Raw genomic sequence first — 16,732 nt, 5'->3', positions numbered from 1 at the left:
TGTTATAGGCTTGTTTTTGAGGGGGTATTTTTAAAATAAATTTTTGAGTCATGTTTTCATTTGTGGGTTTTATACTGTGTAGGAGTATCTTTGTAACTATATACAGTATTTTTCAAAACTGTATACAGTACTTATAACTTAGTTAGTTTATGTGTTTTCACTGGTGCGAGGGATCATATGAGAAAACTGGAGTTGGTGGATTTGTTCGTACAAACTTGCTGCATAACATTGAGCATCTTTAAATCGCTTAGTTTCGATATGTTTGCGTATATCTGTAACCGCTGCAGTGGCAGGTGCGTACCCTTGGCTACTCGCTAAGCTCAACCACGCTACAGCATGAAATACACTTTGTGGCACGCCTTCACCTTTTACAAAAAATAAACCTAAATAAAACTGTGCTCTATGGTTTCCTGCCATTGCAGCAAGGCGCATCCATTTTGCAGCCAATGGAGCTTGATTATTTTTTAAATAATATAGGGCTTTATTAATAGTACTTTGCTCATCTTTTTTATTATCAATGGGCGCGGGGCTGCTTTCTGGTTGAGTAACAAAACCTAAAATGTTGTCTAGCTGTTGCTCTAAGTCTTGCTCACAAGGTGTTGTTTTAAGCATATTGGTTCATTTATTATTTTAACTACTTTAACAGTTTAGTATATAGCAAGGTAAAATGTCCTGTAAAAGATAATTTTTATGTTAAAATCTCGCCACTTTTTACTATCACAAGTTTATTATGTTTGAAGCCTTATTTAAACTCAGCGAAAATAACTCAACAGTTAAACGCGAATGCGTTGCTGGCCTAACGACCTTTATCACTATGGTATACATTGTATTTGTAAACCCGGCTATGCTTGCTGAGGCAGGGATGGACCAAGGGGCTGCATTTGTAGCTACCTGTATAGCAGCTGCGATAGGCTGTTTTATAATGGGTTTATGGGCTAATTATCCATTAGCATTAGCGCCTGGCATGGGACTAAATGCTTTTTTTACGTATGGCGTCGTATTAGGAATGGGTTATACCTGGCAAGCCGCATTAGGGGCTGTTTTTATGTCGGGTTGTATATTTTTATTTTTAAGTTTATTTAAAGTCAGAGAATGGATTATTAATGCCATACCTCTGGTGCTCAAGCGAGCTATCGCAACAGGTATTGGTGCTTTTTTAGCCTTAATTGCCCTTAAAAATGCAGGCATTATTGTCTCAAGCCCAGCAACACTAGTGCAATTGGGCGACATTACTTCCCCAGGCCCATTATTAGCTATATTAAGCTTTTTTGTAATTGCAGCGCTTTTATACCGCGATTTTAAAAGCGGTGTACTTATTAGTATTTTATTAGTGACAGGCATTGCACTAAGTTTAGGGCTAGTTGAATATCACGGTGTTATGGCTATGCCACCATCAATAATGCCTACTTTTATGCAACTAGATTTTGCCGCCGCTTTTGATATATCAATGATGAGTGTTATTTTTGCATTCTTGTTTGTCGATCTTTTTGATACTTCGGGTACATTAGTTGCGGTCACTCAAAAAGCTGGTTTAGCTGATGAAAAAGGTAACATGCCTCGTTTAGGACGCGCACTAAGTGCTGACAGCTCAGCAACAATTGCAGGTGCGATGCTAGGCACGTCTACGACTACATCGTATATAGAATCGGTTGCTGGTGTTTCTGTTGGCGGACGTACTGGTTTAACGGCTGTCGTTGTAGGTATTTGCTTTTTACTAATGATGTTTTTTGCACCGCTTGCACAAATGGTACCGGCTTATGCTACGGCAGGCGCTATTTTATATGTCGCTGTGCTGATGCTGCAAAATTTAAAGTTTGTAAATTGGGATGATATGACCGATGCAATTCCTGTTACTGTGGTATTACTAATGACACCATTAACGTTTTCTATTGCGCACGGTATTGCACTTGGCTTTATATCTTATACAGCGGTAAAAGTATTGTGTGGTAAGCAAGATCAAATCAGTATTAGTGTTTGTATATTAACAGCCTTGTTTGTTTTCAAGTTTGCATTTTTGTCTTAATAGCTAACAAAAAATACAAAAAAGCCTGCATAAATTTAATTTGTGCAGGCTTTTTTAATACTTATTTTTAGTATAAAAACGCTACCATTTCTTTTTAGGAGCAAACAATATATCTAAGTCGTCTTGCTCTTCTTCTGTTTTCTTTTTAAGTGCGCTTGCATTAGAAGCTCTAAGTTCAACACTAATTGCCTCTAAGTAACCTTCAACTTCTTGGCGTTTTGTTGTTACATATTCATCGGTGTATGTAACTGCATTGAGCGTTGCCTGTGCTTTTTCAAAATACTGCCTTGCAGAGCCAACCATACTTGCTGAGCGGGCAGATAAGCCACGCTTTATTTGGCTTTCGATATTAATACGTAGTTGTAATTTTTCAAGACGTTTATCTTCTAAAACAAAAACTTGGCTGTCAATACGACCTTTACTGTGTTCAGAGCGTAAAATTGAGCGTAATTTTTTAATGCCCTGAATTAGGCCTACTAGTTGCTTGTCATTACTCGGTAGCGTTAAAGCTTCACTGCTATTATCTTTAACTGGATTAGATAAGTGCGTTTTCGCTTCACTTAAGCGGCTTTTAAGTGCTTTAGATGTTTGCGAGTTATTAACCATTGTATTCAAAGCTTCGTAAATACGGCGTTGTAACGTACGAATTAGATTCTCAGACAGGGGTATGTTAGCACTATTCATTAGCGCTTCTTCTGTTTCTTCTATTATAGCTTTTTGTTTTGTAAGCTCTTTGCGGCGTTCTGCCTCTTGTTTTTCTTTGTGTTGTTGTACAGCACTTACCCAAAGTGCAATCACAATCAATGCAACTATAAGCACTATTATAATAGAAACGATCATGGTGTAATTCTCGGATATATAACCTAATTATTTAATCTTACATTAAATATACGTTAACAGGGTAGCTTTGCGCCGATTAACTTAAAAAATATACCAAAAAACTGATAGGTTGAGCTCTTTATAAACCGTAGTCACCCTAAGGGCTTATAAACTAAAGCTGAATAAACATCGCTACCTCAAGCATATTTATTATGCTAGCCTTGAGCCCTAATCAGATAATTGCACACCTAAAGACCTAAAGTGATATTTTACGTAAATAACACTTGGTTTTAAGCGGTATTGCCTTTATAAATAATATGAATAATAACGTTAAAATTTGCAGCCATGAAATTACAACAACTCAGATACATCGTAGAAGTACAAAATCATAAATTAAATGTTTCAGCGACTGCTGAGAGTTTATTTACCTCGCAGCCAGGAATTTCTAAACAAGTACGCATGTTAGAAGATGAGTTGGGTGTACAAATTTTTGGTCGCAGTGGTAAACATTTAACGCATGTAACCGGTGCTGGCGAAGATATAATTAATATTTCTCGTGAAATACTCTCCAAAGTAGAAGGTATTAAAGCCGTTGCTAATGAGCATACGCTACCTGATCAAGGTAAGTTAAATATTGCTACAACACATACCCAAGCTCGTTATGCTTTGCCTAACGTTATTCAAGGGTTTATGAAAAAATACCCTGCGGTATCGCTTCATATGCACCAAGGTACTCCACAGCAAATATCGGATGCTGCAGCACGCGGTGATGCCGACTTTGCTATTGCAACAGAAGCGCTGCATTTGTATTCAGATTTAGTTATGTTGCCTTGTTATCATTGGAATCGCAGTATTGTTGTTGCTAAAGACCATCCGCTCGCTAAAAAGGCAAATAGTTTAACTGTTGCTGATATTGCTCAATATCCACTCATTACATATGTATTTGGTTTTACGGGCCGCTCAGAGTTGGATAAAGCATTTAGCGCACACGGACTTGAACCACACATTGTATTTACTGCAACCGATGCTGATGTTATAAAAACATACGTACGACTGGGTTTAGGAGTTGGTGTTGTTGCTTCAATGGCGATAGATCAAGTGAGCGATACCGATTTAGTGTGTATTGATGCAAGCCACTTATTTGAAGCTAGCACGACCAAAATTGGTTTTAGAAAGGGCAGCTTTTTACGTACTTATATGTATGATTTTATCGAACGTTTTGCACCGCATTTAACTAAAGAGCGCGTGGAGCGAGCAAGCTTATTACGTAACCAAGATGACGTAGATAAGTTATTTGCAGATATAGAGTTACCCGTTAAATAATGTCACTACATTAAACGAATAATAAAAAAGCCGCCTATTTTAAAAATAGGCGGCTTTTTCTTTTTATAGCGAGCTGATTAACATTCGATAATATTAACAGCCAATCCACCGCGAGCGGTTTCTTTATATTTAGTTTTCATATCGTTACCAGTTTCAAGCATGGTCTTAATCACTTTATCAAGTGATACCTTTTGCTCGCCACTGCCACGTATAGCTAAACGTGAAGCGTTAATTGCTTTAATAGCGCCCATTGCATTACGTTCAATACACGGTACTTGTACTAAGCCACCAACAGGGTCGCACGTCAGGCCTAAATTATGTTCCATACCAATTTCTGCTGCGTTTTCTACTTGCACAACATTGCCACCAACAATTTCTGTTAATGCGCCTGCAGCCATAGAGCACGCAACGCCGACTTCACCTTGGCAACCTACTTCAGCACCCGATATAGAGGCATTCTTTTTATATAAAATACCAATAGCAGCAGCGGTTAATAAATAACGCGTGGCTATATCGCGGTCTACTTCTTTCACAAATGTGTGATAGTACATAAGCACAGCCGGTAAAATACCCGCAGCACCATTAGTTGGTGCGGTAACTACACGACCACCTGCCGCATTTTCTTCGTTTACGGCAAGGGCAAATAAATCAACCCAGTCCATTGCACGAAGTGGGTCGTTACTGACTTCTATATTTAGTTTTAAGTATAGGCTTGGCGCACGGCGTTTTACTTTTAAGCCGCCAGGCAGGATACCTTCGGTACGCATACCACGCTCAATACAGGCCATCATTACTTTCCAAATATGAAACAGCGTGTCTTTTATTTCATCTTCAGTGCGCAGTGTTTTTTCGTTCTTCATCATCAAGCTTGAAACACTAAGCCCTGACTCTTTACACATCTCTAGTAGCTCTTTTGCGCTACTGAAAGGGAAAGGAGCTGGGTTTTCTTCTCTAATATCAATGGCTGCTTGTTTTTCGTTTTCAAACTCTTCATCAGTAACAATAAAGCCACCGCCAATAGAGTAATATACTTTGCTGTAAACTTTTTCGCCGTTGTTTGAGGCAATAATTTCCATTGCATTAGAGTGCTTAGGCAGCGTTTTGCGACGATGAAAAACAATAGCGCCTTGTTTTGGAAACTTAGCTTTGTGTGTTTTGTTTAAATAAATAACCTGATCTTGTTCGATAGTGGCTAAAATGTCGTCGACTAAATCGGCATCTATAGTTTCAGGGTCATAACCGGCTAAACCAAGAATTACGGCTTTACCCGAGCCATGGCCAACACCTGTTTGACCTAAAGAGCCATAAAGCTCTACTTTAATATCGGTCACATTTGCTAATAATTGTTGTTTTTGTAGGTCATTAACAAATAAGCGTGATGCGCGCATTGGGCCAACGGTGTGTGATGACGAAGGGCCAATACCAATGCTAAACATATCAAATGCACTGATCATAATGTGTGTGTCTCTACTTTGTTTTATCAGCACGAAGCTGCTCTTTGAACGGTCGAGCATGATAACGTGGAATTGTGATTGTGTAACTACTAATAACGAAGATTTAAACTGGTAAGGCGAGTTGTTTTGTAAAGTTTTTTATAATGTTTGCCGTCGCACCCCAAAGTAAACCATGCGGCGTTTTAAAACCTTGCAAAATAACCGTTTTCCCAAATCGTTGAAAAGGTAAGGGTTGCCAGTTAGCTTCGTTATTTAATTCAGTGACCGAGAGCAAAAAGCTCGCTTGTACTTCATTATAGTCATTTTCCCAGGTGGTGTCTTTTTTGAGTAAACCTACATAGGGGCTAATACTAAAACCCGTTAAGGTTGAATACTCAGGTAAGTGACCTAATACATTAACGTTGTTTTGGGCAATATTTAGCTCTTCTTTTAGTTCGCGTAGGGCTGTGGCGCGAAGGGTAATGTCGCTTACTTCAAACTTACCTCCGGGCAAACAAATCTCCCCAGGGTGATGGTGTAAATAAGTAGGGCGTTTACACAGTAAGATATGTGCATGATTATCTATATCAATAATTGGCAGCATAACAGCGCTAGCACGTTTTTTACGCGTGTCTTTTAACTGGTTTGGCGCAGCTGTAGGGCTTAACAGAAACCGCGCCATAATGTGTTCACTATTCAAAGCGACCTACTGTTTTAATAAAGGGAGGATTTTATTTACTTTATCGTAAGTTTCTTGATATTCCAATTCGACTTTAGAATCAGCTACTATTCCGCCGCCTGCCCAGCAGTAAATTTGCGCTTTGTGGCACACCAAGGTACGAATAGTGATACTCGTATCCATATTTCCACATGCACTTAAATAACCAATTGAACCACAATAAATGCTGCGGCGATGTGGTTCTAGTTCTTCAATTATTTCCATCGCTCTAATTTTGGGCGCACCGGTGATTGAGCCACCCGGAAAAGCCGCTTTTAACTGATCGACCGCTGTTTTGCCTTCATCAAGTTCTGAGGTTACCGTGCTTACTAAATGATGCACTGCCGGAAAGCTTTCAATAGCAAAAAGGGAAGGGACGTGAACGCTGCCAGGTTTTGCCGCTTTGCCTAAGTCGTTACGCAGTAAATCAACAATCATGACGTTTTCAGCGCGATCTTTAGCTGATGCTGCGAGTATTTGGGCTTGGCGTTGATCCTCCAGCGCATCCGCTTTTCGCGGCAGAGTGCCTTTAATAGGTTTGGTTTCTACAACGTTATTATTTACAGATATAAAGCGCTCAGGGGAAATTGATAAAATTGCCCCTTGAGGGTGATTTATAAAGCTCGAAAATGGCGCTTTATTTGCCTCACGCAGTTTAATATAAGCTGCCCAAGGGGAGCCTTCAAACTGAGCGTTAAAGCGCTGCGCTAAATTAATTTGGTAGCAATCACCACTTTTTAAATACTCCTCAATTTGGGCAAATTTTGTAGCGTATTCTTTTTTACTCATATTTGATTGCCAGTCGCTGTTTAGGGCAAAGGACTGCGTATTAACTTGGGAGTTAGCGTGTGTATTTAAGTATTGCTCATAAAGCGCTAATCGATCGGTGTTTGGCTGCGATACATAAAACCAGCTTTGTTGCTGCTTGTCGTAAATAAGGGCATCTAAGTAAAGGCCAATAGCCATTTGGGGGAGATTAATATCTTCAATAGCACAAGTGGGGATGTTTTCAATTGTACGCCCTAAGTCGTAGCCAAAGTAGCCAAGCCAGCCGCCGTTAAAGGGTAAATCGTAATCGGCTTTTGTTTTATCAAGATGCGAAAGCTCATTATTCATAATTTCAAAGCAGTTATCACTACTTTCTATATTATTTAAAAAGCTTTTATTATTTTTTACTTCAAGGGTACTTTGCGGCTCAATGGCAATAATATCAAAACGGCTGTTTATATGATTACTATTTGCAGAATCTAATAGAATTGCATAAGGCAAATGTGAAAAATGCGCAAAAACGTCAATGCAGTTTTGTGTTATGCCTAATTTAATACAATTTTTTTTATTGTTTAGCATTTACTGCCCCTTTAAGAACTGGCTCGAAACGGGCTGGGAGGGTATCATAAGTCAAATTTTTTGGCAGCACTAAGCTGTAAAAAACAGTGCAAACCACCGTCACCGGTTTGATTTAGATTACGCGACAACGCGTAACGGTAACTTAAGGAACCACTATGAGTACAATTTGTCAGCAAGACTTTATTGATAGCATTGAAGATGCATTGCAATATATTTCGTTCTATCACCCACTTGATTTTGTTCAAGCTCTCGAAAAAGCGTACAACAAAGAACAAAGTAAAGCGGCTAAAGACGCCATTGCACAAATTTTAATTAACTCACGCATGTCGGCTGAAGGCAAGCGTCCACTTTGCCAAGACACCGGTATTATTACCTGTTTTGTTAAAGTAGGTATGGATGTTAAGTGGGATAAAACAGATTTAACCGTTCAACAAATGGTTGATGAAGGTACTCGTCGTGCATATTTGAATCCAGATAACCCTTTACGTGCATCTATTGTTGCAGACCCTGCTGGTACGCGTAAAAATACTAAAGATAATACGCCTTCGGTTGTGCATATTGATTTAGTAGCGGGTGGAAAAGTAGAAGTAATGGTTGCGGCTAAAGGCGGCGGCTCTGAAAACAAAAGTAAAATGGTTATGTTAAACCCGTCAGATGATGTTGCTGCATGGGTAGAAAAAACACTACCAACAATGGGTGCTGGTTGGTGTCCGCCAGGCATGCTAGGTATAGGTATTGGTGGTACGGCTGAAAAAGCGGCAGTAATGGCTAAAGAGTCGTTAATGGACCCGGTTGACATCCATGAACTAATGGAACGCGGCGCAGAAACAACTGAAGAAAAACTGCGTTTAGAAATTTTTGACCGTGCTAATAAATTAGGTATTGGCGCACAAGGCTTAGGCGGTTTAACAACGGTTGTTGATGTTAAAATTAAAACAGCACCAACGCATGCAGCTTCAAAACCTGTAGTAATGATCCCAAATTGTGCGGCAACTCGCCATGTACATTTTACGCTTGACGGTTCTGGCCCTGCTAATTTAAAAGCACCTAAACTAGAAGATTGGCCACAAGTAACATTTGAAGTGGGCGAAGGCACACGTCGTGTTGATTTAAATACACTGACTAAAAAAGATGTTCAAGAATGGAAAATGGGTGAAACCGTTTTACTTTCGGGCACTATTTTAACAGGTCGTGATGCAGCGCATAAACGTTTGCAAGATATGATCAACTCAGGTGAAGGTTTACCTGAGGGCGTAGACTTTGATAATAAATTTATTTATTACGTAGGCCCTGTGGATGCGGTACGCGATGAAGCAGTAGGTCCTGCTGGCCCTACAACAGCCACTCGCATGGATAAATTTACCGATATGATGCTAGAAAAAACAGGCATTGTAGGCATGATAGGTAAAGCTGAACGTGGCCCTGCAACGGTTGAGTCTATTAAAGAGCATAAATCTGTTTATTTAATGGCTGTAGGCGGCGCAGCTTACTTAGTATCTAAAGCGATTAAAAAAGCACGCGTAGTTGCTTTTGAAGATTTAGGTATGGAAGCTATTTACGAATTTGAAGTAGAAGATATGCCAGTGACTGTTGCAGTAGACAGTGAAGGCGCCAATGCGCATACACAAGGCCCTGCAATCTGGAAAGCTAAAATTGAAGAGCTTGATAGCAAGCTAAAATAACGTACGTTTTGTATTTTTAAAAAGCGAGCCTAGTGCTCGCTTTTTTGTTTTTTAAATAGAGTCATTACCAAGTTTACAGCTCTGACCAGTTTGCGAAAAAGCTCACTTTTTACTGGAAACCTATAGGCAGCAGTACGTGACGGGCAAGCAGCACTTGTATATTAAACTTTACACGCAATAACTGTATTACGTTCACGTAAACGTAAGTAGGTGTGGTTGTTCTATTTATAGTTTTTAAAACTTACAAATGACGCTTTTGTGAATTTTTTATCTATATAATGCTTTTAATTGGGTTATTTAATTTAAGCTTAATGTTTTCATTGGTTTTATCATCTGTGAGTATAGCGAACACGTATATGAAGTGATAAAGTCTCGGCAATTTCCAGCGCGCATACCCTCTCAAGGGTTAACTATTTCGGAGTATTTTAAGTGGCTGTGTTTAATCGAGTTGAATTTGATAACCATGAACAAGTGGTTTTTTGTTCTGATGAAGAGTCGGGTTTAAAAGCAATTATTGCTGTACATAATACCAACCTAGGTCCTGCAGTTGGTGGATGTAGAATGTGGGATTATGCAAACGACGAAGATGCTGTTTACGACGTGCTACGTTTATCAAAGGGCATGACTTATAAAAATGCAGTTGCGCGCTTACCCTTTGGTGGCGGTAAATCTGTAATTATAGGTAATGCGAAAGAAATTAAATCTGAGCAATTATTCCGTGCATTTGGCCGTCAGTTAGAGCGATTAAATGGCAGCTATTACTCAGCAGAAGATGTAAACATCACATGTGCTGATGTGGCTATCATGAATAAAGAAACTAATTACGTACTGGGTCTTGAAGGTAAAAGCGGTAACCCATCGCCATTTACAGCATACGGTACTTTTTTAGGAATTAAAGCAGCGCTACAGCATCAACGTGGCCATCAAAATTTTGCAGGTGTGAAAGTGGCTGTTCAAGGTCTAGGTGCTGTTGCTTATGGTTTGTGTAAACATTTACATGATGCGGGTGCTGAGTTGTTTGTAACTGACATTAACCAAGCTGCCATTGATCGTGTAGTAAGTGATTTTGGTGCAACTGCTGTTGGCATTGATGAAATTTACGACTTAGATGTTGATGTTTATGCACCTTGTGCACTAGGCGCAACTATTAACGATTTAACGATACCGCGTTTAAAAGCGACTATTATTGCAGGCTGTGCTAATAATCAGCTGGCAGAATCTCGCCACGGTGAAGTTATTCGTGAAAAAGGCATTTTATATGCACCAGATTACGTAATTAACGCCGGTGGTATTATTAATGTTTATTACGAAACAGCGCCAGAAGGTTACAGTGCAGCAGCGTCTAATAAACATGTTGAAGGTATTTTTAATACGTTAACTGAAATTTTTGCTCGCAGCGAAAAAGAGCAAAAATCAACGCATTTAATTGCTGACGAATTAGCGCAAGAGATCATTAAAAACGGTCTGTAATTTAAGTTCTAATTTACATAAAGGTGTGCAATTGCACACCTTTTGTTTATCTGTAAGTTAAGGGGTGTTGATCTTTGCGGATTTAACCTTGAAAGATTAATAGACCCTAATGCAATTGTTACTGAACAGCGGTACACTTTATTTTTAATTTTGTGCGGCAAATTATGACTCCCTCAACTTCTCTCATGCAGCCTATCGATTTAGATAATTGGCCTAGAAAGCAACACTTTGAATTATTTAAACACTTTTCTCAGCCTTATTTTAATGTGTGTGTGCGTTTAGATGCTCAAGCACTTTACGACTATTGCAAAACCAATCAATTTTCTTTTTTTCAAGCGTATGTATATTGCACCTTAAAAGCGTGCCATGAGTACGATTCAATAATGCTACGTATAATAGATAATCAACCATGGTTACTTAACAGTGTTCGCGCAAGTGTGGTTGAGCTGTCTGAAAACGATACATTTGTTTTTAGTTATTTTAATAGCGCAAGCGATTTTAAAGAGTTTGCAAATCATGCAAGTGACGTAAGCAAAAAAGCGAAACAACAGCCGTTATTTTCTGATGTATTTGCCCAAACAGAAGGGCAGGCCGACTTAATTCATATATCTGTTTTGCCGTGGCTGAATTTTAGTGCGTTTTCGCATGCATTTAGTGAAGGGCAGAGTTTAGGCATTCCTAAATTTGTATTTGGTCAGTTTGATAAACACACAGGCACAATGCCTTTAGCTATCGATGTACACCATTCATTAATGGATGGTTTGCACGTAGCGAAATTTATAAACGCATTGCAGGGTACATTTGACTCCTTTTGCAAAGGTTAACTTTAAACACATCAGTAACGGCAGTGCAAAGCAGTAATTAACCTGAACTCTGGATAATAAATCTATCTCAAGCAGCTATTTTTAGCGCTAACTGCGTTGAATTTACTTGCAATAGGCCCGCTATTGACGCGTAAATTCGCCTTGTTTTCACTGAAAATCTCTGGCTAGAGAAAATAAATTTAAATATCACCATGATCGAATACATTAGTAAATCTCTTAACCAAAGTTCAGGTTAAGTAATCTATAAGCAATGCGATGTGAATTACTTTTTATTCAAATACATAACCTTGTATGCTTGAAAAGCACGTGTGCTGGACATATTTATATACCATACCTTAGCTCAGGAAATCCCCATGATAAATGGACTGTTAATTGTTGTTTTAATTCTTTTTGTGGTGATTTTCTGGCGTTGGCCATCAATTCAAAACCGATTATGGCGCAGTAAATATAAAGATTTTGCTTTAAATTCACAGCAAAAAGATATTTTACTGCGTTGCATGCCCATCTATAAAAAAATGACCGATGCCGACAGAGAAAAGTTAGAGCGACATATTACGTGGTTTTTAAACGAAAAACGATTTGTCGGTTGTGATGGCTTAAGGCTAACGTCTGCAATGAAGTTAATTGTTGCCGCCGATGCGTGTGTATTAGCACTCAATAAACCGTGGCCGTTATATAGAAATGTAAAAGAAATTTTATTATACCCAAGTGCTTATTATGCTCCGCAATCAACTCGCGATAGTGCAGGACTTGTGAGTTACCACAATACGGTAAGACTGGGCGAGTCATGGCCTGGCGGCACACTTGTACTCAGTTGGCATGACGTGCTTGAAGGTAACCGCTTGCCAAGTGATGGACATAATTTAGTTTTTCATGAGTTTGCGCATCAACTCGATCAAGAAACAGGTAAAACAACGGGTACGCCCATTTTAAAAAGCTCAGCAGATTACAAAGAGTGGGGCCGAGTATTTAGCCGTGCTTTCACTCAGTTAAAAAGCCATGTTGCTTATAGCATGCCGCATGTTATTCACAGCTATGGTGCGACTAACGAAGCTGAGTTTTTTGCTGTACTCACCGAAACTTTTCTCGAAAAACCCGCAGAGCTTCGCCGATACGATCCTGAAATTTATAGCATGCTAGTTAATTACTACCAATTTGACCCTATTGTTTGGCATTAAACCTACATAAACCGCGCTTTATCATATAACGCTGGCAAGTTGCGTTTGTTTTTGTTGCAATCATGTGAAATAGTTTTTACTGCAACAATAACAAGCGAGAAACGCATGAAAAAAATGCTTCATACAGTATTGGCGCTGTCGGTGTCATTAGCGATAGGGCAAGTGAATGCCGCCGAAAAAGACGAGCAAAAATGGCAAGTAGATACACCAACAGGGCAATTTGTTGACGCTGCAATTAGCGTTGAGCAAGGCACATGGATGAATATAGATATTAGCCCAGATGGTAAAACTGTGGTGTTTGACTTACTTGGCGATATTTACACTATGCCAATGAGTGGTGGTACAGCCACAAAGCTCACCTCTGATATTGCATGGCAAATGCAACCACGCTTTAGTCCTAACGGCAAAAGTATTGCGTTTACCTCCGACCAAGGTGGTGGCGATAACATTTGGATGATGGACTTAAATGGCGAAAACCAACACGCTGTTACCGATGAAACATTTAGATTACTAAATAGTCCTGCATGGAGTCCTGATGGCGACTACTTAGTTGCGCGTAAACACTTTACAGCTAGCCGCTCATTGGGAGCAGGTGAAGTGTGGTTGTATCATAAAGCGGGTGGCAAGGGCGTGCAGCTTACAAAACGCAAGAACGATCAAAAAGATTTAGGTGAGCCAATGTTTTCACCTGATGGTCGTTATGTATACTTTTCGCATGATGCAACACCCGGTAAAACCTTTCATTATTCAAAGGATTCTGTAGCGGGTATTTATAAAATTAAGCGCTACGACCGTGAAACGGGTGAAATTGAAACCATAATCGATACGATGGGCGGTGCCATTAGGCCTACACCGTCACCTGATGGTAAAAAGCTTGCTTATATAAAGCGTGATGATTTTCAAACTAGTCTTTATTTATATGACTTAACTAGCGGTGAGCACACTAAGCTTTACGATAAGCTTGAGCGAGATATGCAAGAAACATGGGCTATTCATGGTGTATACCCAACCATTGCATGGACACCAGATAACGAAGAACTGGTGTTTTGGGCTGGTGGTACAATTCACAAGCTAGATGTTGCAGACAAATCTGTAAAAACCATTCCTTTTAAAGTGCAAACAAGTAAAAAAATTCAAAAAGCGGTGCGCTTTACACAAAACTTAGATACTGATGAGTTTGATGTAAAAATGCTACGTAATGTGCAAGTAAGCCCAGATGGCGAAACGGCAATTTTTGAAGCGCTTGGGCATATTTATAAACGTGATTTAGAGTCGGGTAAAATTAAGCGTTTAACAAAGCAAACTGATCATTACGAATTATTTCCACAGTACTCTCGCGATGGTAAAAAAATAGTTTACACCACATGGGATGATAACAAACAAGGGTCTGTAAGGGTTGTGTCTGCGCGCAGTGGCCGTGGCGATACCATTACAACGCAGCCAGGCAAGTATGTAGAGCCAACTTTTAGCCCAGATGGAAAGACGGTTGTTTATCGAAAAGCCACGGGCGGCAGTATTTTAAACCCTAAGTGGTCACTTAATCCGGGGGTTTATAGCGTAAGCGCAAAAGGCGGTAAAAGTGAGCTTATTTCAAAAAGTGGTTATCAACCACAATTTGGAGATGCAAACGATCGCGTTTTTATAATGAGTCCTTGGCCAAAACCAACGCTTAGCGTAGTAGAGCTTGAAAGTAAAAAATTTCGTAAACTGTACGAATCAGAGCATGCGACAGAATTTAGAGTATCACCAGATGGGCAATACCTCGCTTTTGCTGAGCGATTTAAAGTATTTGTAACGCCGTTTGTACAAAGTGGTAAAATAATTAATATTGGGCCTAAAGACAGTCAATTCCCAATAGAGCAGTTATCGGTGCGTGCTGGTGAAAACATTAGTTGGAGTGCTAAGAGCAACAAACTTTATTGGACATTAGGGCCTGAGCTTTATCATGCAAGCCTTGAGGGGATGTTTGCTATTAACAAAGCCGAAGATGCCGACTTTAAAGTGAAAAGTGGCGATAATATCGGTTTCAGTAAAAAAATGGCAGAGCCTAAAGGCATGATTGCGCTCACTGGTGCAAAAATTATAACTATGGACGGCGAAAAGGTTATTGAAAATGGTGTAATCATCACTGATGGCAAGCATATTAAAGCAATTGGTACAGCAAGCGATATAAGCATCCCTAAAGGTGCTGAGGTTATTGATGTAACAGGTAAAACTATTATGCCTGGTATTGTTGATGCTCATGCACATGGCTCGCAAGCAAGCGGTGAAATTATACCTGAGCAAAACTGGAAAAACTTTGCAGGTTTAGCGCTGGGTGTAACTACAATTCACGATCCATCAAACGATACCTCTGAAATATTTACCGCAAGCGAAATGCAAAAGGCAGGCATGATTGTTGGCCCGCGTATTTTCTCAACGGGTACTATTTTATATGGCGCAAATATGCCAGGTTATACGTCGCATATTGACTCGTTAGACGATGCTAAATTTCATTTAGAGCGCCTTAAAAAAGTAGGGGCGTTTAGTGTTAAATCTTATAACCAGCCACGCCGTGAGCAGCGCCAACAAGTTATTGAAGCAGGCCGGATGCTTGAAATGATGGTTGTCCCTGAAGGCGGCTCATTATTACAACATAACTTAAGTATGATTGTGGATGGACACACAGGTATTGAGCATTCAATCCCTGTAGAGCACATATATGACGATATAAAGCAGTTATGGTCGCAAAGTGATGTAGGTTACACACCAACACTTGTAGTGGCTTATGGTGGCATTTGGGGTGAAAATTACTGGTATGATAAAACTGATGTGTGGAATCATCCACGTTTAAGTAAATTTGTGCCTAAAAATCAATTATTACCACGCTCTATGCGCCGCATTAAAGCGCCCGATCATCACTATAATCACTTTAATAACGCACGCGTTGCTGCTGAGCTGCAAGACCTAGGTGTATTAGTTAACTTAGGTGCTCACGGTCAGCGTGAAGGCTTAGGTGCACACTGGGAGATGTGGATGTTTGCACAGGGCGGAATGACACCGCTTGAGGCAATACGTGCATCAACACTCGATCCGGCTAAGTATTTAGGACTTGATAAAAACGTAGGCTCGCTTGAAGTGGGCAAACTGGCTGATTTAATGATTATAGATGGCGATCCGCTTAAAAATATTCGAGATTCGGATAAAGTAGATTACACCATGATCAATGGTCGACTATTCAATGCAGAGACAATGAATGAAGTGGGTAAAAAAGAACGCGAACCACTTTATTTTGAAGAACTGTAATTTATTTTAAACTTTTTAAAGCGGCTACATAACCGCTTTTTTTAGCCTTACCCAATTTATAAAGCTTTATATTTTTGGCAAATAACGGATATAAAAAAACCGCTTAACGCGGTTTCTTTTAAAAATCATAAATGTTGATTAAACAACACCGCGCGGTAAGCGACAGTCATGATCTTTACGAGCTAAAATTACAATCCAAAGTTCTTCCGCTGTGTAACCTTCTTCATTTTCGGTAACAACAGTGAATGGCGCTTTTTTCTGTGCTTTAACAGGAGCAGCTGCTTTTGGTTTTTTCGTTTTAGTTGTTTTACCAGAGTTTAATTTTTTAGTAAGCTCTGCTACGTCAGCTAGGCGTAAATTTTTACCGCCATCAATGCTGTACCAACCAGGTTTGGTTGTGATTTCAGGTTTTTTACCATTGGCAGTTTCGTACGCTGCTGCAAAGGCAGATAACACTTCTGTTTTGTCTAGTTTGCTCATCAGAGACCCTATACGTTGTGAACACAGATAAAGAAGAGGTATTTATACCTATTTTAAAACAGTTTTTCAATTTTTTGCGATTTTCCTTCCATTTTAGGCCTATAAACGCCAAAATTTGCACAAAATTCAGTGCTAAGTAAGGTAAGTTGT

The 16,732-nt window shown here is 39.5% G+C and carries 13 protein-coding genes; 7 read left to right on the top strand and 6 right to left on the bottom strand.

Translation table 11 applies throughout. The features are described 5' to 3' along the window. Positions 1–147: 147 nt before the first annotated feature. Positions 148–612 carry a tetratricopeptide repeat protein gene (locus RB214_RS10610; protein WP_002961427.1) on the bottom strand — a complete coding sequence of 155 codons (465 nt, stop codon included), beginning with the start codon at positions 610–612 and terminating at the stop codon, positions 148–150. Between the two features lie 118 nt (positions 613–730). Here RB214_RS10610 and RB214_RS10605 point away from each other — a divergent pair, with 118 nt between their 5' ends. Beyond that, positions 731–2,023, top strand: coding sequence for an NCS2 family permease (locus tag RB214_RS10605; protein WP_309166747.1), 1,293 nt, complete (start codon positions 731–733; stop codon positions 2,021–2,023). Between the two features lie 81 nt (positions 2,024–2,104). Here RB214_RS10605 and RB214_RS10600 read toward each other — a convergent pair whose 3' ends face one another. Continuing rightward, entirely contained in the window at positions 2,105–2,863 is a 759-nt protein-coding gene (locus tag RB214_RS10600; RefSeq protein ID WP_033021650.1) for a hypothetical protein, read from the bottom strand. A 324-nt stretch (positions 2,864–3,187) separates the two neighbouring features. On the opposite strand from RB214_RS10600, the gene cysB reads away from it, so the two are divergent. Continuing rightward, positions 3,188–4,165: an HTH-type transcriptional regulator CysB gene (cysB, locus tag RB214_RS10595; protein ID WP_002961670.1), complete on the top strand. Its 978-nt coding sequence runs from the start codon at positions 3,188–3,190 to the stop codon at positions 4,163–4,165. Positions 4,166–4,242: 77 nt separating this feature from the next. On the opposite strand, the gene RB214_RS10590 is transcribed toward cysB, so the two are convergent. The 3 genes from RB214_RS10590 to pabB all read right to left on the bottom strand — a co-directional run bounded on the left by RB214_RS10590 (position 4,243) and on the right by pabB (position 7,663). Then, on the bottom strand, positions 4,243–5,619 hold the full coding sequence (locus tag RB214_RS10590) for an L-serine ammonia-lyase (protein WP_309166744.1): 1,377 nt from the start codon (positions 5,617–5,619) through the stop codon (positions 4,243–4,245). A gap of 103 nt (positions 5,620–5,722) precedes the next feature. Beyond that, positions 5,723–6,298 (bottom strand): CoA pyrophosphatase, encoded by a 576-nt coding sequence (locus tag RB214_RS10585; RefSeq protein ID WP_149602410.1) that lies wholly within the window; start codon positions 6,296–6,298, stop codon positions 5,723–5,725. A gap of 6 nt (positions 6,299–6,304) precedes the next feature. Next, positions 6,305–7,663: an aminodeoxychorismate synthase component I gene (gene pabB, locus RB214_RS10580; RefSeq protein ID WP_309166740.1), complete on the bottom strand. Its 1,359-nt coding sequence runs from the start codon at positions 7,661–7,663 to the stop codon at positions 6,305–6,307. A 155-nt stretch (positions 7,664–7,818) separates the two neighbouring features. Between pabB and RB214_RS10575 the strand changes: the two genes are divergently transcribed. The 5 genes from RB214_RS10575 to RB214_RS10555 all read left to right on the top strand — a co-directional run bounded on the left by RB214_RS10575 (position 7,819) and on the right by RB214_RS10555 (position 16,102). After that, on the top strand, positions 7,819–9,345 hold the full coding sequence (locus RB214_RS10575) for a fumarate hydratase (protein WP_007375888.1): 1,527 nt from the start codon (positions 7,819–7,821) through the stop codon (positions 9,343–9,345). Positions 9,346–9,774: 429 nt separating this feature from the next. After that, positions 9,775–10,815 (top strand): Glu/Leu/Phe/Val dehydrogenase, encoded by a 1,041-nt coding sequence (locus RB214_RS10570; protein WP_309166735.1) that lies wholly within the window; start codon positions 9,775–9,777, stop codon positions 10,813–10,815. A 185-nt stretch (positions 10,816–11,000) separates the two neighbouring features. Next, complete coding sequence (locus RB214_RS10565; protein ID WP_008138452.1) at positions 11,001–11,639, top strand: chloramphenicol acetyltransferase; 639 nt, start codon at positions 11,001–11,003, stop codon at positions 11,637–11,639. Between the two features lie 353 nt (positions 11,640–11,992). Beyond that, the gene (locus RB214_RS10560; RefSeq protein ID WP_309166732.1) at positions 11,993–12,817 is read left to right on the top strand and encodes a zinc-dependent peptidase; all 825 of its coding nucleotides are present in this window, start codon (positions 11,993–11,995) and stop codon (positions 12,815–12,817) included. 105 nt (positions 12,818–12,922) lie between these two features. Further along, positions 12,923–16,102 (top strand): amidohydrolase family protein, encoded by a 3,180-nt coding sequence (locus tag RB214_RS10555; protein ID WP_309166730.1) that lies wholly within the window; start codon positions 12,923–12,925, stop codon positions 16,100–16,102. A 138-nt stretch (positions 16,103–16,240) separates the two neighbouring features. Here RB214_RS10555 and RB214_RS10550 read toward each other — a convergent pair whose 3' ends face one another. Next, complete coding sequence (locus RB214_RS10550; RefSeq protein ID WP_309166728.1) at positions 16,241–16,582, bottom strand: hypothetical protein; 342 nt, start codon at positions 16,580–16,582, stop codon at positions 16,241–16,243. Positions 16,583–16,732: the final 150 nt, after the last annotated feature.

The organism is Pseudoalteromonas sp. HL-AS1 (genome assembly GCF_031198785.1).
Taxonomy (GTDB): domain Bacteria; phylum Pseudomonadota; class Gammaproteobacteria; order Enterobacterales; family Alteromonadaceae; genus Pseudoalteromonas; species Pseudoalteromonas distincta.
Note: the sequence above shows the minus strand (reverse complement) of the source record. Positions and strands in the feature narration are given on the sequence as shown.